The 16,990-nt window shown below is 59.5% G+C and carries 15 protein-coding genes and 1 pseudogene; 15 read left to right on the top strand and 1 reads right to left on the bottom strand.

Translation table 11 applies throughout. The features are described from left to right. Positions 1–16: 16 nt before the first annotated feature. The 11 genes and pseudogenes from ACZZ0D_RS23155 (at position 17) to ACZZ0D_RS23105 (ending at position 10,203) form a co-directional block, all read left to right on the top strand. Positions 17–1,359: pseudogene (locus ACZZ0D_RS23155) on the top strand (aryl-sulfate sulfotransferase). A gap of 283 nt (positions 1,360–1,642) precedes the next feature. Next, positions 1,643–2,452, top strand: a complete 810-nt coding sequence (locus ACZZ0D_RS23150; protein ID WP_400646103.1) for an energy transducer TonB — start codon at positions 1,643–1,645, stop codon at positions 2,450–2,452. 45 nt (positions 2,453–2,497) lie between these two features. Then, a complete protein-coding gene (locus ACZZ0D_RS23145) occupies positions 2,498–3,223 on the top strand; it encodes a MotA/TolQ/ExbB proton channel family protein (RefSeq protein WP_053116492.1) in 726 nt (241 codons plus the stop codon). A 1-nt stretch (position 3,224) separates the two neighbouring features. Continuing rightward, complete coding sequence (locus ACZZ0D_RS23140; RefSeq protein WP_003220570.1) at positions 3,225–3,626, top strand: ExbD/TolR family protein; 402 nt, start codon at positions 3,225–3,227, stop codon at positions 3,624–3,626. A 361-nt stretch (positions 3,627–3,987) separates the two neighbouring features. Next, complete coding sequence (locus tag ACZZ0D_RS23135; RefSeq protein WP_053116493.1) at positions 3,988–4,569, top strand: alpha/beta hydrolase; 582 nt, start codon at positions 3,988–3,990, stop codon at positions 4,567–4,569. A 55-nt stretch (positions 4,570–4,624) separates the two neighbouring features. After that, entirely contained in the window at positions 4,625–5,545 is a 921-nt protein-coding gene (locus tag ACZZ0D_RS23130) for a sigma 54-interacting transcriptional regulator (protein ID WP_463554379.1), read from the top strand. A 258-nt stretch (positions 5,546–5,803) separates the two neighbouring features. Further along, a complete protein-coding gene (locus ACZZ0D_RS23125) occupies positions 5,804–6,601 on the top strand; it encodes a MetQ/NlpA family ABC transporter substrate-binding protein (RefSeq protein ID WP_007918708.1) in 798 nt (265 codons plus the stop codon). 648 nt (positions 6,602–7,249) lie between these two features. After that, complete coding sequence (locus tag ACZZ0D_RS23120) at positions 7,250–7,915, top strand: amino acid ABC transporter permease (RefSeq protein ID WP_053116495.1); 666 nt, start codon at positions 7,250–7,252, stop codon at positions 7,913–7,915. Then, positions 7,896–8,555 carry an amino acid ABC transporter permease gene (locus tag ACZZ0D_RS23115; RefSeq protein WP_463554378.1) on the top strand — a complete coding sequence of 220 codons (660 nt, stop codon included), beginning with the start codon at positions 7,896–7,898 and terminating at the stop codon, positions 8,553–8,555. The genes ACZZ0D_RS23120 and ACZZ0D_RS23115 overlap by 20 nt, the downstream gene beginning before the upstream one ends. Further along, complete coding sequence (locus ACZZ0D_RS23110; RefSeq protein ID WP_212550004.1) at positions 8,552–9,334, top strand: amino acid ABC transporter ATP-binding protein; 783 nt, start codon at positions 8,552–8,554, stop codon at positions 9,332–9,334. Before ACZZ0D_RS23115 ends, ACZZ0D_RS23110 begins: the two co-directional genes overlap by 4 nt. Then, on the top strand, positions 9,331–10,203 hold the full coding sequence (locus ACZZ0D_RS23105; protein WP_212546434.1) for a transporter substrate-binding domain-containing protein: 873 nt from the start codon (positions 9,331–9,333) through the stop codon (positions 10,201–10,203). Before ACZZ0D_RS23110 ends, ACZZ0D_RS23105 begins: the two co-directional genes overlap by 4 nt. Positions 10,204–10,322: 119 nt before the next feature. Here the strand turns inward: ACZZ0D_RS23105 and ACZZ0D_RS23100 are convergent, their stop codons facing one another. Beyond that, positions 10,323–11,519: an AAA family ATPase gene (locus ACZZ0D_RS23100; protein ID WP_463554377.1), complete on the bottom strand. Its 1,197-nt coding sequence runs from the start codon at positions 11,517–11,519 to the stop codon at positions 10,323–10,325. Here ACZZ0D_RS23100 and ACZZ0D_RS23095 point away from each other — a divergent pair. From ACZZ0D_RS23095 to ACZZ0D_RS23080, 4 genes are all read left to right on the top strand, one after another. Continuing rightward, complete coding sequence (locus ACZZ0D_RS23095; protein ID WP_400751297.1) at positions 11,518–11,643, top strand: hypothetical protein; 126 nt, start codon at positions 11,518–11,520, stop codon at positions 11,641–11,643. The genes ACZZ0D_RS23100 and ACZZ0D_RS23095 overlap by 2 nt on opposite strands. An 87-nt stretch (positions 11,644–11,730) precedes the next feature. After that, positions 11,731–12,834: an efflux RND transporter periplasmic adaptor subunit gene (locus ACZZ0D_RS23090; RefSeq protein WP_463554376.1), complete on the top strand. Its 1,104-nt coding sequence runs from the start codon at positions 11,731–11,733 to the stop codon at positions 12,832–12,834. Then, entirely contained in the window at positions 12,831–13,895 is a 1,065-nt protein-coding gene (locus ACZZ0D_RS23085) for an efflux RND transporter periplasmic adaptor subunit (RefSeq protein ID WP_159811981.1), read from the top strand. Before ACZZ0D_RS23090 ends, ACZZ0D_RS23085 begins: the two co-directional genes overlap by 4 nt. Beyond that, the gene (locus ACZZ0D_RS23080) at positions 13,892–16,945 is read left to right on the top strand and encodes an efflux RND transporter permease subunit (RefSeq protein WP_463554375.1); all 3,054 of its coding nucleotides are present in this window, start codon (positions 13,892–13,894) and stop codon (positions 16,943–16,945) included. Before ACZZ0D_RS23085 ends, ACZZ0D_RS23080 begins: the two co-directional genes overlap by 4 nt. Positions 16,946–16,990 lie beyond the last annotated feature (45 nt).

Genomic DNA, 16,990 nt, shown 5'->3' with positions numbered 1-16,990 from the left:
TTCAAGGAGCTGCATCATGTTGCGCATCAAAACGGCTTTTCCGCTGTTGTTGTCCGGCGCGGTGTTTAGCGCTGGCGCCTTCGCCGCACCGAGCGTTTACCCGACCGGCGTCACCCGTTACGACCCGGACAAAGCCTTCAATCAGTACGTGATTTTCAGCGGCGCCGACAAGCAGACGCACCTGATCGACATGAACGGCAACGAGGTCAAGAACTGGCCGCAGGCAGGTTTTCCTTCAGCGATCATCGACCCGAAACTGGTCGGCGGCGAGCGCGGGCATGTCCTGCTGCAACTGAGTGACAAGGACCCGGCAAACTCGGTTCGGCCGGCAATGGCCTGGGCAATCAGAGCGTCGGCGAACTGGACTGGAATGGCAAAGTCGTCTGGCAGTGGGGCGACAAGGCGCCCGGTGGTGCGGCGCAGCAGCATCACGATCAACGCCGGTTGAGCAACGGCAACACTGTGGTGCTGGCGAACAAAGTGCACCCGATCAAAGGCTTCAAAGTCCCCGAGGTGATCGACGATGCGATCTATGAAGTCAGCCCCGACGGTGCGGTGAAATGGCAATGGCTGGCGTCGGAGCACCTCAACGAATTCGGCTTCACCCCAGAGCAATTGAAACTGGTGCGCGGCAGCGAGGATGCGGACTATCTGCACATCAATAACCTCAGCGTAGTCGGGCCGAACAAGTGGTTCGATGCCGGTGACAAGCGTTTCAATCCCGACAATCTTTTGTTCGATTCGCGCAACGCCAACTTCATCGCAATCATCGAAAAAAGCAGCGGCAAAGTGGTCTGGCGTCTGGGGCCGAATCTGCCCTTGGCCAGCCCGAAAACCGCGCGGGCGCTCCCTCGTCCGGTCGATCAATTTGTCGGTCAGCATGACGCCCACATCATTCCGGCCGGGCTACCGGGCGCGGGCAATGTGCTGGTGTTCGACAACCAGGGTTCGGCGGGTTATCCGAACGTCACCCTCGGGCTGATTTCCGGCTCGCGAGTGCTGGAAATTGATCCGGTAAAAAACGAAATCGTCTGGCAGTACAGCGCCGCCAATTCGAAGCAGCCGGGGTGGGCGTTTTACAGCTCGTTCATTAGCAGTGCGCGGCGTTTGCCCAACGGCAATACGTTGATTGATGAAGGCATGAACGGACGGTTTTTCCAGGTCACGGCCAGCGGCGAAAACGTCTGGGAATACGTCAGCCCGTATCTGGGCAAAGCCCCGGGCAGCGATGCCGTCAGCAACTGGGTGTATCGCGCGTTACCTGTGAGTTACGACTGGGTGCCGCAGGGTACGCCGCGCTCCGAAACCGCTGTGATTGCACCGGTGGTGGGCGTGCAGCAGACCAACGCCAGTCGCTAGTCGAGGCGCGCATCGGGTCTTTGTTGATGCGTTGCGCGAATACTTTCAATGCCTGAAAAGCATGCTGTTTTCACCACATGGCTACAGCCCTTATGGGCCGTGGCTTTGGTGAAAGTGATCAGCTCGTATATTCCATAAAAGCCTATGGATAACGTTAAAGATTACTTTCGGAGATAAGCGTCTAAGCCAATGATTCACCCATCGATCGCGGTGGGGGCTTCAACAAACGGCGAATCGACGGCTTGGTAAAGAGAACGCAAAAAAGACCGCAGGGAGTGAATCAATGGGCAATGTCCAGACCGCCGCCAGCGCAGAGGAATTGCTGTGGCGTCAGACGCCGAGTGGCGAACTGGTCGATCTTGGCCGGCCGCACCGTGTGCCGTTGGGGCAGCAAAGTTTGCAGCGTGCCCCCAAAGGCATCTTGAGTCGGCGCGAGGCAATCCTGCTGGGTGTGTTGGCGTTGTTGGCGCATGGCGCGGTGATCTACTGGATCAACCAGCAGCCGACGCCGACGCTGCCAATCGTGCCGCCAGAAATTCCACCGATGACCATCGAGTTTTCGCGCCCGGCTCCGCCAGCGCCACCGGTTGTCGAGCCGCCACCTCCAGCGCCTGTGGTCGAACCACCGCCGCCGGTTGAGGACGAGCTTGCAGTAAAACCACCGCCGCCGAAGCCAATTCCAAAGCCGAAACCGGTGGTTAAACAGCCACCGAAACCGGCGCCGAAAGCGGTCGAGCAACCACCGGCGCCGCCTAAACCGGTCGCTCCAGTCGCTGCGCCAGCGCCACCTGCACCACCGGCGCCGGCTCCGGTAACCCCGGCCTCGGCCAACGCCGCGTACTTGAAAAACCCGGCGCCGGAATACCCGTCGCTGGCTCAGCGTCGCGGTTGGGAAGGCACGGTGTTGCTGCGTGTGCATGTGTTGGCCAGCGGCAAACCGGGTGAGATCCAGATAGCAAAAAGCAGTGGTCGGCAACAGCTCGACGATGCGGCGCTGAACGCCGTGAAACGTTGGAGTTTCGTCCCGGCCAAGCAGGGTGATGTCGCCCAGGACGGCTGGGTCAGCGTGCCCATCGATTTCAAGATTCATTAAACCGAAACCAAATTCGCGCGAAATGTTTACACGAGGGAATACATCATGACGTTACTGGCATCTCCACTGGAATCCATCGAAAGCGCGGTGATCTGGCTGCTGGTGGTTTTTTCCGTCGCCACCTGGGGCCTAGCATTGCTCAAGGCTGTGCAGTTCGGGCGTCTGAAGGCGCAGGATCGCCGGTTTCACAAACGCTTCTGGGCGGCGTCGAGTCTGGATTCCGCTGCTGAATTGAGCGAGACGCAACCCGGTGCTGCAGCGCGAGTAGCGCAGGCTGGTTACGCAGCGATTCAAGTGGGTGAGGCGCCACAGGCCACGGATTTGAGCCAGGCGATCAACCATCAGGATCGACTGGAGCGCGCCTTGCGTCAGCAGATCGTCCGCGAACGCCGTTCGCTGGAAACCGGTCTGGCAGTAGTCGCCAGTATTGGCAGTACGTCGCCGTTCATTGGTTTGTTCGGCACGGTGTGGGGAATCATGGAAGCGTTGAAAGGCATCAGCGCGGCCGGTTCGGCGAGCCTGGAAACGGTCGCCGGCCCGATCGGTGCGGCACTGGTCGCCACAGGTGTGGGGATCGCCGTCGCGGTACCGGCGGTGCTGGTTTACAACTACTTTTTACGTCGTCTGAAACTGACGGCGGCGGATCTGGATGACTTCGCCCACGACTTCTACAGCCTGGCGCAAAAGAGCTCGTTCCGCGTGTTGATTCACCCGACCGCGCACAAGGTTGCAGCGCAGGGCAACGCGGCAAAAGTGAAGGAGGCGTCCTGATATGGCCTTCTCCACGCAAGACAGTGATGAGGTACTCAGCGAGATCAACGTGACCCCGCTGGTGGACGTAATGCTGGTGCTGCTGGTGGTGTTTATCGTCACCGCGCCGCTGCTGACCAACGCGATACCGATCAACCTGCCGAAGACTGAGGCGGTGGCGCCGGTCGAGCAGAAGGATCCGTTGGTGGTGAGCATCGACGGTGCCGGCAAACTGTTTATCAACAAGGATGAGATTCAGCCGGACTTGCTGGAATTCAACCTCAAATCGGCCAAGGCCAAGGATCCAGAAGTGCGCGTGCAATTGCAGGCGGATGACGGAGTGAATTACGGCGAAGTGGCGCGAGCGATGGCTTCGATTGAGCGGGCGGGGATTACCAAGTTGTCGGTGATCACGGCGCGGTAACAGGCTTTACGTTTTTCCGGGGCCGTCTCCTTGGCAGGGTGCGGCCCTTTTTTTATTTCTACTGTGGGAAGAGCCCCTCACCCTAGCCCTCTCCCGGAGGGAGAGGGGACTGATCGAGGTGTTTGGTAGACATACGCCGACGTGGGATATCGAGTCGAACTCAGGATATGAACGGCATGAAGATCGGCTCCCTTTCCCCTCGCCCCCTTGGGGGAGAGGGCTGGGGTGAGGGGGAAAAGATTTCAAGCCATGCACAAATCTCATATTCAATTCAGGTCTTAATAAATAGCTTCTTATTCCTTAACGAATATAAATCCCCTCCCTATACTCCTTCAGGAACAGACACGCAGGAGAGCTCCCCATGCGCAACGAATCAATTCGCTATCTGATTGTGCCGGGCTGGCAAGGATCGCCGGAAGATCATTGGCAAAGCCATTGGCAGAACAGCCTGCCGAACAGTGCGCGGGTCGAACAGGCCGATTGGCTGACGCCGCGTCGTGAAGATTGGGTCGCCGCGCTGGCCGAGGCAATTGCAGCTGACAGCACGCCGGTCATCCTCATCGCCCACAGCCTCGGCTGCGTCACCGTTGCCCATTGGGCGGCCACTGCGCCCGTGCAATACCTGCGTCAGGTGCGCGGCGCCTTGCTGGTCGCGCCGGCGGATGTCGAACGTCCGGCCTGCGCACCCGCGCTGCGCAATTTCGCACCGATTCCGACAGATCTGCTGCCGTTTCCAAGCCAGGTCGTCAGCTCCGACAACGATGCGGCCGTGAGTGCGCCGCGTGCCATGGAACTGGCGCGCAACTGGGGCGCCGAGGCGGGGATTCTCGCCGGTGCCGGGCACATTAACGTCAAGTCCGGGCATCAGCGTTGGGAGCAGGGTTTTGCTTATCTCTATCGCCTGCAAAACCGTATGGAACACCACGCTCGCCGTCGCGCCTGATTTGTTTTTTCTTTGATCGCCCCCGTCTCCCGGCGGTTTTGGGCGGGAGTCTGCCATGAGTTTCGACACTTTCGGTCAGCCGTTGCTGACCTTTCCCGATGCAGAAAAAAGCCCCCTGAGCATCCGCGCCAAAGCGCTGGTGTTCGTCGATCCACGCTCGCGCCAGTTGCGCGAAGAGCTGGAGCAATTGGCCCCGCGCTCGATCTCGGTATTGATCCGTGGCGAGACCGGCACCGGTAAAGAATTGCTCGCCCGCCATATCCATCGCGCCAGTGATCGCAGCGGTTTATTCGTCTCGGTCAATTGCGGCGCGATCAGCCCGACCTACGCCGATGCCGAATTGTTCGGCTATGCCGCCGGCACGTTCAGCGGCTCGGCTAGCAGTCGCGCGGGGTGGTTCGGTTCGGCTAACGGCGGGACGTTGTACCTGGATGAAATCGGCGATCTGCCGCTGCCGATTCAGATCAAATTGCTCGCGGCTCTGGAAAACCACGAGGTCACTCGCGTCGGTGCGCATCAACCGAGCCCGGTGGACGTGCGCCTGGTCGCGGCCACCAGCATTGATCTGGCACAAGCGGTGGATGCCGGGAAATTCCACGAGCGGCTCTATCACTATCTCAGCGAAGGGCATCTCGAGTTGCCGGCGTTGCGCGCGCGGATCGGCGATATCCTTTCGCTGGCCGAGTATTTCCTCGGCATCTATAGCCAGCGCCTCGACCTGCCGGTGCCGCTGATCAGCGAAGCGGCGCAACACGTGCTCGAACAACACAGCTGGCCGGGCAACACCCGCGAACTGGAAAACGTCATTCATTTTGCGTTGCTGGTGAGCACGGGCGACGAGATTCTGCCGGAGCATCTGAACCTACCGCCGCTCTTGACGCAGATCGAATCCCAGATTAACCAGATCATCGCCACCGGCTCCACGACTGACCAGGCCGCCCTCAAACAGCTCCTGAAAAACGCCGGCCTCCTGTAGGAGCTGGCGCAGCCTGCGATCCTTTGATCTGGCTTTTCGACGTTTTAACTTATTGAAAATCAAAAGATCGCAGCCTTCGGCAGCTCCTACACGTCTAAACCGCGTGTATGAACAAAATGGAATATCAACGTGAATAAACGTTATTGTCCGGGAATATAAAATCCCGGTATTGTCCGACCCACGCCAGCGATATCACTTCACTGGCACTCGTATTAGATGCCGTCGTCGATGACGACCGATTTTCGATAAGGACACTGCATGAAAAAGGTTCTGTTGTTTACCGCATTGGCGGCTGCTCTGACGGCTTCCCTGGCTAACGCTGGCGAGAAACTGGTGGTTGCCGCAACGCCGGTGCCGCACGCTGAAATTCTTGAGCTGATCAAACCGACCCTGGCCAAAGAAGGCGTGGATCTGGAAATCAAAGTCTTCACCGACTACGTTCAGCCGAACGTGCAAGTGGGCGAGAAGCGTCTGGACGCCAACTACTTCCAGACCCTGCCGTACCTGAACAGCTTCAACCAAGGTAAATACAAGGACGACAAATCCAAGTACCTGGTGACTGTGCAAGGCGTGCACGTTGAACCGTTCGGTGGTTACTCGAGCAAGTACAAAACCCTGGCTGAACTGCCAGACGGCGCGACCATCGCTATCCCGAACGAAGGCAGCAACAGCGGCCGTGCGCTGATCCTGCTGCAGAAGGCTGGCCTGATCGAGCTGAAAGATCCGAAAAACGCTCTGGCAACGCCGAAAGACATCGCCAAGAACCCGCACAACTTCAAGTTCAAGGAACTGGAATCGGCCCTGCTGCCACGCGTTCTGAAGGAAGTTGATCTGGACATGATCAACACCAACTACGCGCTGGAAGCCAAGCTGAACCCGCAGAAAGATGCGCTGGTGATTGAGGGCGCTGACTCGCCGTACGTGAACTTCCTGGTGGCCCGTGAGGACAACAAGAACAGCGACGCGATCCAGAAACTGGCCAAAGCCTTGACCAGCCCGGAAGTGAAAGCGTTCATCGAGAAGAAGTACAACGGCGCGGTACTGCCGGCGTTCTGATCTGACGCTTGAACCACCCCCTTCAAGGTGTGAAAACGCCGATGGCCAGTGATGGGCATCGGCGTTTTTGTGTGCGTTAGAAAAGCCCCTCACCCTAGCCCTCTCCCGGGGGAGAGGGGACTGATTGGGGGATGTCGTAGAAGTACGCCGACGTGAAAGAACTCTGCTGAATCCATAATCGACTTGATCTTTCAGGTCGATGTTTGACGAAAGACAACTCGGTCAGCCCCCTCTCCCTCCGGGAGAGGGCTGGGGTGAGGGTGCTCCTGATTCTCAGGCCACTTGAGCCTTCAACGCCCGCCTCAACGCCACCAACAATTTCAAAATCTCCTGCGGATCCAGCCGCTGCGGCGCTTTTACGTCCATGTTCTCTTCCTTGTAATTGGTTTCGGCCGAGGAGTCTGGCCAAAAGCTGTGCGTCCTTGGAGGGCCTGAATCAAAAAAAGATCCGTCCTACAGCGCAAGGAAAAATAGCCTTCTTATTCCTTCCCGGCAAACCGACAGGATAGTTTTTTGAGTGATATCAATATGCTTTAACGGTATTTAAATTCTTGTTTTTATACCTATAAAGTCAGTGCCTGCCGGACAGCCACCCGCTGTCCATGGACTGCACGACCGTCGCTTACCGAGCGATGTCCAGGACGCTTCATGACCTTCGATTACGCTTTTATTCTCAGCACGCTGCCGGCGTTTCTCAAAGCCGTGGGTGTGACGCTGCAGGTCGGTTTCATCGCCATTGGCACCTCGCTGGTGGTGGCGCTGCTCAACGCGACGATTCTGGTGTTCCGCACGCCGTACCTGCAAAAACTGGTCGGCCTGTACGTAGAACTGGCGCGCAACACGCCGCTGCTGATCCAGTTGTTTTTCGTCTACTTCGCTTTGCCGGCAGTGGGGATTCAGGTGTCCGGTTTCACCGCCGCGATCATCACCATGACTTTCCTCGGCGGCGCCTATCTGACTGAAGTGCTGCGCGCCGGCGTCGACGCGGTGCCGCAGGCGCAACTGGAATCCGGGCGCTCCATCGGCCTGTCCCACGGCCAGTTGCTGCGCTACGTGATCCTGCCACAAGCGGGGATTCTCAGCCTGCCGTCGCTGTTCGCCAATTTCATTTTCCTGCTCAAGGAAACCACCGTGGTCTCGGCGGTGGCGGTGCCGGAAATTCTCTACACCACCAAGAGCTACATCGCGCTCTATTACAAAACCTACGAAATGCTCGCCGTGCTGACGCTGATCTGCGTGCTGTTGTTCTTGCCGCTGTCGCTGTTGCTCAGCCGTCTGGAAAGGAGGCTCCAGCATGGCCAGTTCGGGTCTTGAATTACTCTGGGTATCGTTGCCGCAACTGGCCAAAGGCGCCGGTCAAACCTTGTCGATCTCGTTTCTGAGCATCGCCATCAGCACCGTCGGCGGCGTGCTCTACGGTGTATTGCGCACGTTGAACGTGACGTGGTTGAACGCGATTCTGCGGGTGTATCTGGAGCTGTTCCGGGCGATCCCGGTGCTGGTCTGGTTGTACCTGTTGTTCTTTGGCTTGCCGATTTTCTTTGGCCTGAGCATTCCGAGTTTCTGGTGCGCGGTGCTGGTGCTGTCGCTGTGGGGCGCCAGCGAGGTCGGCGAAGTGGCGCGCGGTGCGCTGCATTCGTTGCCGCGCGGGCAGCGTGAAGCGGGGCTGTCGATTGGTCTGAACGCCGCGCAACTTTATGGCTACGTGCTGCTGCCGCAAGCGCTGAAACGCATGACGCCGCCGACCGTCAACGTCTACACGCGGATCATCAAGACCAGTTCGCTGGCGGTGTTGATCGGTGTGGTGGACGTGATCAAGGTCGGCCAGCAGATCATCGAACGCACCTACGAATCGGTGCTGATCTACGGCGTGCTGTTTCTGTTTTTCTTTTTCATCTGCTACCCGCTGTCGGCCGCTTCGCGCGTGCTGGAGCGGCGCTGGACGCAAGCATGAGCGCATTGATCGAGTTTCACGGTTTCAACAAATTCTACGGCGAGCAGCAGGTGCTCAACGGCATCGATCTGCAAGTGCAGAGCGGTGAAGTGATCGTCATCCTCGGCCCCAGCGGCTGCGGCAAAAGCACCTTGCTGCGTTGCCTCAATGGCCTCGAAGTCGCCCACAGCGGCAGCCTGAAATTTCTCGACCGCGAGCTGCTCGACAAGGCCACCGACTGGCGCGATATCCGCCAGCAGATCGGCATGGTGTTTCAGAGTTATCACCTGTTTCCGCACATGAGCGTGCTCGATAATTTGCTGCTCGGCCCGCTCAAGGTGCAAAAGCGTCAGCGTCGCGAAGCGCAGCAACAAGCCGAAGCGTTGCTCGAACGCGTGGGTCTGCTGGACAAGCGCGATGCCTTCCCGCGTCAGCTCTCCGGCGGGCAGCAGCAACGCATCGCCATCGTCCGTTCGCTGTGCATGAACCCGCGCGTGATGCTCTTCGACGAAGTCACCGCCGCCCTTGATCCGGAGATGGTCAAGGAAGTTTTGCAGGTCATTCAGGGCCTGGCCCGTGAGGGCATGACCCTGCTGATCGTCACCCACGAAATGGCCTTCGCCCGCGCGGTGGCTGACCGCATCGTGTTCATGGACGCCGGGCGCATCCTTGAACAGACCCCACCCGAGATTTTCTTTACGAACCCGCAAACCGCACGCGCGCAGCAGTTTCTGGAGAAGTTCTCCTTCGTTGCAACACTGCCCAAAACGAATCCGACAAAGGAACTGGAACTGTTATGAAAACTGCCGCTTTTTTACTGCCCCTATTGAGCCTCGCCTTGCTTGCCGGTTGCAGCAAAACCGAAGAACCGCCAAAGCCGAAAGTCGCCAGCGAAAGCACCGCGCCGGCCGGTTATCTGGACAAGATCAAGGCCCGCGACAAACTGATCGTCGGCGTGTTTACCGACAAGCCGCCGTTCGGTTTTGTCGATGAAGCGGGGCGCTACGTGGGTTTCGATACCGACATCGGCCGTCGTTTCGCCAAGGATCTGCTCGGCGATGAAAACAAGGTCGAATTCGTCGCGGTCGAACCGGCGAGCCGCATTCCGTTTCTGCAAAGCGACAAGGTCGACCTGATCCTCGCCAACATGACCGTCACGCCTGAGCGCAAAGAAGCGGTGGAATTCACTAATCCGAACCTCAAGGTTGCAGTGCAGGCGCTGGTGCCGCAGAGCAGCTCGGTGAAAAACCTGGATGACCTGGCGACCCGCACCACCATCGTCACCACCGGCACCACTGCCGATATCTGGCTGACCAAGAATCACCCGGACTGGAAACTGCTGAAGTTCGAGAAAAACTCCGAGTCGCTGCAAGCCCTGGCCAATGGTCGCGGCGATGCGTATGCGCAGGACAATCTGGTGCTGTTCAGCTGGGCCAAGCAGAACCCGGGCTATCGCGTGCTGGACGACAAACTCGGTGCCGAAGCGCCGATTGCACCGGCGGTGAAGAAGGGCAATATCGAACTGCGTGACTGGGTGAATACCGAGCTGACGAAGTTGGGTGAAGAGAAATATCTGCTCAAGCTGTACGACCAATACGTGCGTAAAGAACTGAGCGATGACACCAAGCCTGAGAGCGTGATTGTTGAAGGGGGCAAGTGGCAGGGGTGATTGCCTGATAAATTCTCGCTGTCCCGAGGGCCTCTTCGCGAGCAAGCCCGCTCCCACATGTGAAATGCATTCTCCTGTGGGAGCGGGCTTGCTCGCGAATGCGGTTGTTCAAACGCCACTCAATCCGGCCAATACCACGCCGGCGTCTCCAGCACTTTCTGCCCGACAATCCCGGTCTCCCCCAGCGTCTTCTCCAGCACAATGCAATTGCACTCCGGATCCTCCTGCAACGCCGAAATCAACCGCCGCGCATGCGACACCACCCACACCTGACATTGCACCGACGCACGAATGATCAACCGTGCCAACGCCGGCAGCAGATCCGGGTGCAGGCTGGTTTCCGGCTCGTTCAGCACCATCAGCGACGGCGGCCTCGGTGTCAGCAACGCCGCGACCAACAACAAATAACGCAACGTCCCGTCCGACAACTCCGCCGCCGACAGTGGCCGCAGCAAACCTTCCTGATAGAACTCGATGGCAAAGCGTCCACCCGCCTGAGCGTCGATATGCAAGCGCGCCCCCGGAAAGGCATCAGTAATCGCCGCACGCATCGCGTCGCCGTCACCGATTTCAATAATGGTCTGCAACGCCGCCGCCAGATCGCGGCCGTCGTGGTGCAGCACCGGCGTGCGCGTGCCCAATTGCGGTTGGCGCACCGGTGCGTCGGCGTCGCTGCGAAAGTGATCATAAAAACGCCAGCGGCGAATGAACTCGCGCATCTGGAACACTTCCGGCGAGCTGCGCAGACTGCCGACCTGATCGAACAGGCTGTCGAAGTTCGGCGTGTGCTGCGCCAGCACATCCCATTGGCGCTCGTTGCGCGCGCGAATCATCGGGCCGTCACGATCGACCAACAGGCTGGCGGGGCGGTAATGCGGGCCGGCCCAGATGCATTCGCGCTTGATCTGCGGGTCGAGGCTGAAGCGCGAAGGGATTGGCCGCGAGTGCTCGGGCAGCATGAAATGGCCGTTGGAATCGGGCAGGCCGAGGCTGATCGAATAACTGAAATCTTCCCCGGCAAAGCCCAGGCGCAAACGCTTCACGCCTTGGTGCACCGTCGACTGGATCGGCACCTCGCCGTTGCGCATGCGCCGGCTGATGGTTTCCGGCCCGGCCCAGAACGTCGAATCCAGTCCGCCTTCACGCGCCAGTGCATTGACCACACCGCCCTGCGCGGTTTCCGCCAGCAGGCGCAAGGCCCGATAGAGGTTGGACTTGCCACTGCCATTGGGGCCGGTGATCAGGTTGAGCCGGCCCAGCGGAATCACCAATTTGTTGATCGAGCGGTAATTGGCCACCGCCAGGATGTTGAGCATGAATGAGATCCTCGGAATCCGTCGCAGAATACCCCCTGTAGGAGCTGCCGAAGGCTGCGATCTTTTGATCTTTTCCGCAAAAAAGCAAAAGATCGCAGCCTTCGGCAGCTCCTTCGGTGTTTAATCTGCATTCGCATGAGCAATGGTTGAACCCTGTTCTAAGCTCTGAAGTCGTATCGTCCTGATCGTCTAAAAATGCCAAGGAGTCTGCATGGCGGGTCCCGGAATTAAAGTGGTAATGGCTTTGAGCGCCATTGCCTTGCTGACCGCTTGCGGCGAAAAGAAGGCTCCCCAGGAGTACCTGCCGAGAGTCTTTGTTCAAGAGGTGAAACCCGCGGATTACGCGGCCTCGGTGACACTGACCGGTGATGTGCAGGCGCGCGTGCAGACAGAATTGTCGTTCCGCGTCGGCGGCAAAATCATCCAGCGCTCGGTCGATGTCGGCGACCGTGTCACGGCCAAGCAAGTGCTGGCCAAACTCGATCCCAAGGATTTGCAGACCAACGTCGATTCCGCTCAGGCTCAGGTCGTCGCCGAACAGGCGCGGGTCAAGCAGAGCGCGGCGGCGTTTGTGCGTCAGCAAAAACTGCTGCCCAAGGGCTACACCAGCCAAAGCGAATTCGATACCGCCCAAGCTGCGTTGCGCAGTAGCCAAAGCGCCTTGAGCGCGGCTCAGGCGCAACTGGCCAATGCCAAGGATCAGCTCAGCTACACCTCGCTGATTGCCGATGCGCCGGGCGTCATCACAGAACGTCAGGCCGAAGTTGGCCAGGTCGTGCAAGCCACGGCGCCGATTTTCAGTCTGGCCCGCGATGGCGATCGCGATGCGGTGTTCAACGTCTACGAGTCGCTGCTGGCCGAGCGGCCTACCGACAACAAAATCACCGTCAGCCTGCTCGACAATCCCGAGATCAAAACCACCGGCACCGTGCGTGAAATCACCCCGTCGGTGTCCGCGCAGTCCGGCACCGTGCAAGTCAAAGTCACCCTCGACAAACTGCCGCCAGGCATGCAACTCGGTTCGGTAGTGAGCGCGACGGCCAAGGGCACCGGCAAATCGGCGGTGGCTTTGCCGTGGTCGGCGCTGACCAAAAATGTCAGCGAACCCGCCGTGTGGCTGGTCGACGACAAGGGCGAAGCGCAATTGCACACGGTCACGGTCGGCCGTTACCTGACCGGCAAAGTGATCATCAGCGAAGGTCTCAATGGCGGCGAAAAAGTCATCATCGCCGGCGGCCAGTTATTGCACCCGGGCATGAAAGTAGAGATTGCCGAGAACACCTACAAGGATCTGGAAATGGGAGCGCAGCCATGAAGCGTTTCGGGCTGTTGGCCGTCGGGCTGTTGCTCGCGGCATGCTCCAAGAAGGAGCCACCTCCGGAGCCGGTGCGCCCGGTGTTGTCGGTCAAGGTCGAGGCCTTGAACGAAGAAACCCTCGGTCGCTTCGCCGGCAGCATTCAGGCGCGTTACGAGAGCAACACCGGTTTCCGTGTCGGTGGGCGCATAGCCAGCCGTAACGTCGATGTCGGCACCGAAGTGGAGAAGGGCACGTTGCTCGCCACCCTCGACCCGTCCGATCAGCAGAATCAGCTGCGTTCGGCGCAGGGCGATCTGGCAAAAATCGAAGCGCAACTGATCAACGCACAAGCCAATGCGCGACGTCAGCAAGCGCTGTTTGATCGCGGCGTCGGCGCGCAGGCGCAACTCGACGAGGCCACCACTAACCTGAAAACCACTCAGGCCTCACTCGATCAGGCGCGGGCGGCGGTCAATCAGAGCAAGGATCAACTCGGCTACACCGAACTGCGCTCTGACCACAAAGCCGTGGTCACCGCGTGGAACGCCGAGGCCGGGCAAGTGGTGACGGCAGGTCAACAAGTGGTGACGCTGGCGCAACCGGACATCAAGGAAGCGGTGATCGATCTGCCGGACACTTTGGTCGATCAGATCCCCAAGGACGTGGTGTTTCTGGTCGCTGCGCAACTCGATCCGAGCATCAAAACCACCGCGGTCATCCGCGAAATCGAACCGCAGGCACAGAGCGCCACGCGCACCCGCCGCGCTCGTCTGACCCTGACGGATACGCCGGAAGGTTTCCGTCTCGGCACCGCGATCAGCGTGACCCTCAGCTCGGCGATCAAACCGCGCATCGAACTGCCGGCAACCACGTTGCAGGAAGTCGATGGCAAAACACGGATCTGGGTGATCGACACCCAAAACAAAACCGTCAGCCCCCGCGATGTCACCGTCGTCAGCCGCACCGACAGCACCGTGGTGCTGGCCGGTGGCGTGAAGAACGGCGAGCAAGTGGTCAGCGCCGGCGTCAACAGTCTCAAACCCGGACAATCAGTGAAACTTGACGAGGACAGTCAATGAAAGGCTCTTTCAACCTCTCCGAATGGGCCCTCAAACACCAGTCCTTCGTCTGGTACCTGATGTTCGTCGCGTTGCTGATGGGGGTGTTTTCCTACTTCAATCTGGGCCGCGAAGAGGACCCGTCGTTCACCATCAAAACCATGGTGATCCAGACCAAATGGCCGGGCGCGACCCAAGAGGAAACGCTCAAGCAGGTCACCGACCGCATCGAGAAAAAACTCGAAGAGCTGGACTCCCTCGACTACGTGAAAAGCTACACGCGCCCCGGCGAATCGACGGTGTACGTGTACCTGCGCGACACCACCAGTGCCAAGGACATCCCGGAAATCTGGTACCAGGTGCGCAAGAAGATCAACGATATTCGCGGGCAGTTTCCCCAAGGCATTCAAGGCCCGGGGTTCAACGACGAGTTCGGTGATGTGTTCGGTTCGGTCTACGCGTTTACCGCCGACGGCCTGACCATGCGCCAGTTGCGCGACTACGTGGAGCAGGCGCGGGCGGAGATTCGCAACGTGCCGGGGCTGGGCAAGATCGAAATGGTCGGCCAGCAGGATGAAGTGATTTACCTGAACTTCTCCACGCGCAAACTGGCTGCGCTGGGCATCGATCAGCGCCAGGTCGTAGAGAGCCTGCAATCGCAGAACGCCGTGACCCCGGCGGGTGTGATCGAGGCCGGGCCGGAGCGGATTTCCGTGCGCACGTCGGGGCAATTCGCCTCGGAGAAAGACCTGGCCGAGGTCAACCTCAAGCTCAACGATCGCTTCTATCGTCTGGCCGACATCGCCGAGATCAGTCGCGGTTACGTCGACCCGGCCACCCCGGAATTCCGTTTCGACGGCAAACCGGCAATCGGTCTGGCGATCGCCATGCAGAAGGGCGGCAACGTTCAGGCGTTCGGCAAGGCGTTGCATGAGCGCATCGATCAAGTCACCGCAGACCTGCCGGTAGGCGTTGGCATCCACACCGTTTCCGATCAGGCCGTGGTGGTGGAAGAAGCTGTTGGCGGCTTCACCAGCGCGCTGTTCGAAGCGGTGATCATCGTCTTGGTGGTGAGCTTTATCAGCCTCGGCGTGCGCGCCGGTCTGGTGGTGGCGTGCTCGATTCCGCTGGTGCTGGCGATGGTCTTCGTCTTCATGGAATACAGCGGCATCACCATGCAGCGGATTTCCCTCGGTGCGTTGATCATCGCCCTCGGCCTGTTGGTGGACGACGCGATGATCACGGTGGAGATGATGGTCACGCGCCTGGAAATGGGCGAGACCAAGGAGCAGGCCGCGACCTACGCCTACACCTCGACCGCGTTCCCGATGCTCACCGGTACGCTGGTGACCGTCGCCGGTTTCGTGCCGATCGGCCTCAACGCCAGCTCGGCTGGTGAGTACACCTACACGCTGTTTGCGGTGATCGCGGTGGCGATGATCGTCTCGTGGATCGTCGCGGTGTTCTTCGCGCCAGTGATCGGCGTGCACATCCTCAGCGCCAACGTGAAACCCCATGCCGCAGAACCAGGGCGCATTGGCCGCGCATTCAACGGCGGTTTGCTGTGGAGCATGCGCAACCGTTGGTGGGCGATCGGTATCACCGTGCTGCTGTTTGCACTGTCGATTTTCTGCATGCGTTTCGTGCAGAACCAGTTCTTCCCGGCCTCGGATCGTCCGGAAATTCTCGTCGACCTGAACCTGCCGCAAAACGCCTCGATCGACGAAACCCGCAAGGCCGTCGACAAACTCGAAGAAACCCTCAAGGGCGACCCGGACATCGTGCGCTGGAGCACCTACATCGGTCAGGGCGCGATCCGTTTCTACCTGCCACTCGACCAGCAATTGCAAAACCCGTACTACGCGCAATTGGTGATCGTCAGCAAAGGCTTCGAGTCCCGCGAGGCTCTGAGCGCACGGCTGCGTGAGCGTCTGCGCAAAGAGTTCGTCGGCATCGGCAGCTACGTGCAGGCACTGGAAATGGGCCCGCCGGTAGGGCGTCCGATCCAGTACCGAGTCAGCGGCAAGGACATCGATCAAGTGCGCAAGCACGCCATCGACCTCGCCACCGAACTGGATAAAAACTCGCACATTGGCGAGATCATTTACGACTGGAACGAGCCGGGCAAAGTCCTGCGTATCGACATCGCACAGGACAAGGCGCGGCAGCTCGGGTTGTCGTCCGAAGACGTCGCCAACCTGATGAACAGCATCGTCAGTGGCTCGCCGTTGACCCAGGTCGATGACGATATCTACCTGATCAACGTGGTCGGTCGTGCGGTGGATTCCGAACGCGGTACCCCGGAAACCCTGCAGAACCTGCAGATCGTCACGCCGAGCGGCACCTCGATCCCGCTGCTCGCATTCGCCACGGTTCGTTATGAGCTGGAGCAACCGCTGGTGTGGCGTCGCGATCGTTTGCCGACCATCACCATCAAGGCTTCGGTGCGAGACGAGATTCAGCCGACCGACCTGGTGAAAATCCTCAAGCCATCGATTGATGCCTTCGCGGAAAAACTGCCGGTCGGCTACAAAGTCGCCACTGGCGGTACGGTCGAGGAAAGCGGCAAGGCCCAAGGCCCGATCGCTAAGGTGTTGCCATTGATGCTGTTCTTGATGGCGACGTTCCTGATGATCCAGTTGCACAGCGTGCAGAAGATGTTCCTGGTGGCGAGTGTCGCGCCGCTGGGGCTGATCGGCGTGGTGCTGGCGCTGGTGCCGACCGGTACGCCGATGGGCTTCGTGGCGATTCTGGGGATTCTCGCGCTGATCGGCATCATCATCCGCAACTCGGTGATTCTGGTGACGCAGATCGATGAATTCGAACGCAAAGGCTATGAGCCGTGGGATGCGGTGGTGGAAGCGACCGAGCATCGACGCCGGCCAATCCTGCTGACCGCTGCGGCGGCGAGCATGGGCATGATCCCGATTGCCCGTGAAGTGTTCTGGGGGCCGATGGCCTACGCGATGATCGGCGGGATTGTGGTGGCGACGCTGCTGACGTTGCTGTTCCTGCCGGCGCTGTATGTGGCGTGGTACAAGATTCGCGAGCCGAAAAAGGATGCCGCTTAACAGCGAGTGCTGCGCACTCTATTCGCGAGCAAGCCCGCTCCCACA

This window comes from Pseudomonas sp. AC193 (genome assembly GCF_979258075.1).
This window is presented reverse-complemented; position numbering and strand designations above follow the sequence as displayed.

Coding starts and splice junctions, on each gene's coding strand:
- ACZZ0D_RS23120 (WP_053116495.1), top strand. CDS start 7,250: ATGACCTTCGATTACGCTTTTATTCTCAGCACGCTGCCGGCGTTTCTC.
- ACZZ0D_RS23125 (WP_007918708.1), top strand. CDS start 5,804: ATGAAAAAGGTTCTGTTGTTTACCGCATTGGCGGCTGCTCTGACGGCT.
- ACZZ0D_RS23085 (WP_159811981.1), top strand. CDS start 12,831: ATGAAGCGTTTCGGGCTGTTGGCCGTCGGGCTGTTGCTCGCGGCATGC.
- ACZZ0D_RS23090 (WP_463554376.1), top strand. CDS start 11,731: ATGGCGGGTCCCGGAATTAAAGTGGTAATGGCTTTGAGCGCCATTGCC.
- ACZZ0D_RS23135 (WP_053116493.1), top strand. CDS start 3,988: ATGCGCAACGAATCAATTCGCTATCTGATTGTGCCGGGCTGGCAAGGA.
- ACZZ0D_RS23080 (WP_463554375.1), top strand. CDS start 13,892: ATGAAAGGCTCTTTCAACCTCTCCGAATGGGCCCTCAAACACCAGTCC.
- ACZZ0D_RS23100 (WP_463554377.1), bottom strand. CDS start 11,519: ATGCTCAACATCCTGGCGGTGGCCAATTACCGCTCGATCAACAAATTG.
- ACZZ0D_RS23095 (WP_400751297.1), top strand. CDS start 11,518: ATGAATGAGATCCTCGGAATCCGTCGCAGAATACCCCCTGTAGGAGCT.
- ACZZ0D_RS23150 (WP_400646103.1), top strand. CDS start 1,643: ATGGGCAATGTCCAGACCGCCGCCAGCGCAGAGGAATTGCTGTGGCGT.
- ACZZ0D_RS23110 (WP_212550004.1), top strand. CDS start 8,552: ATGAGCGCATTGATCGAGTTTCACGGTTTCAACAAATTCTACGGCGAG.
- ACZZ0D_RS23115 (WP_463554378.1), top strand. CDS start 7,896: ATGGCCAGTTCGGGTCTTGAATTACTCTGGGTATCGTTGCCGCAACTG.
- ACZZ0D_RS23130 (WP_463554379.1), top strand. CDS start 4,625: ATGAGTTTCGACACTTTCGGTCAGCCGTTGCTGACCTTTCCCGATGCA.
- ACZZ0D_RS23145 (WP_053116492.1), top strand. CDS start 2,498: ATGACGTTACTGGCATCTCCACTGGAATCCATCGAAAGCGCGGTGATC.
- ACZZ0D_RS23105 (WP_212546434.1), top strand. CDS start 9,331: ATGAAAACTGCCGCTTTTTTACTGCCCCTATTGAGCCTCGCCTTGCTT.
- ACZZ0D_RS23140 (WP_003220570.1), top strand. CDS start 3,225: ATGGCCTTCTCCACGCAAGACAGTGATGAGGTACTCAGCGAGATCAAC.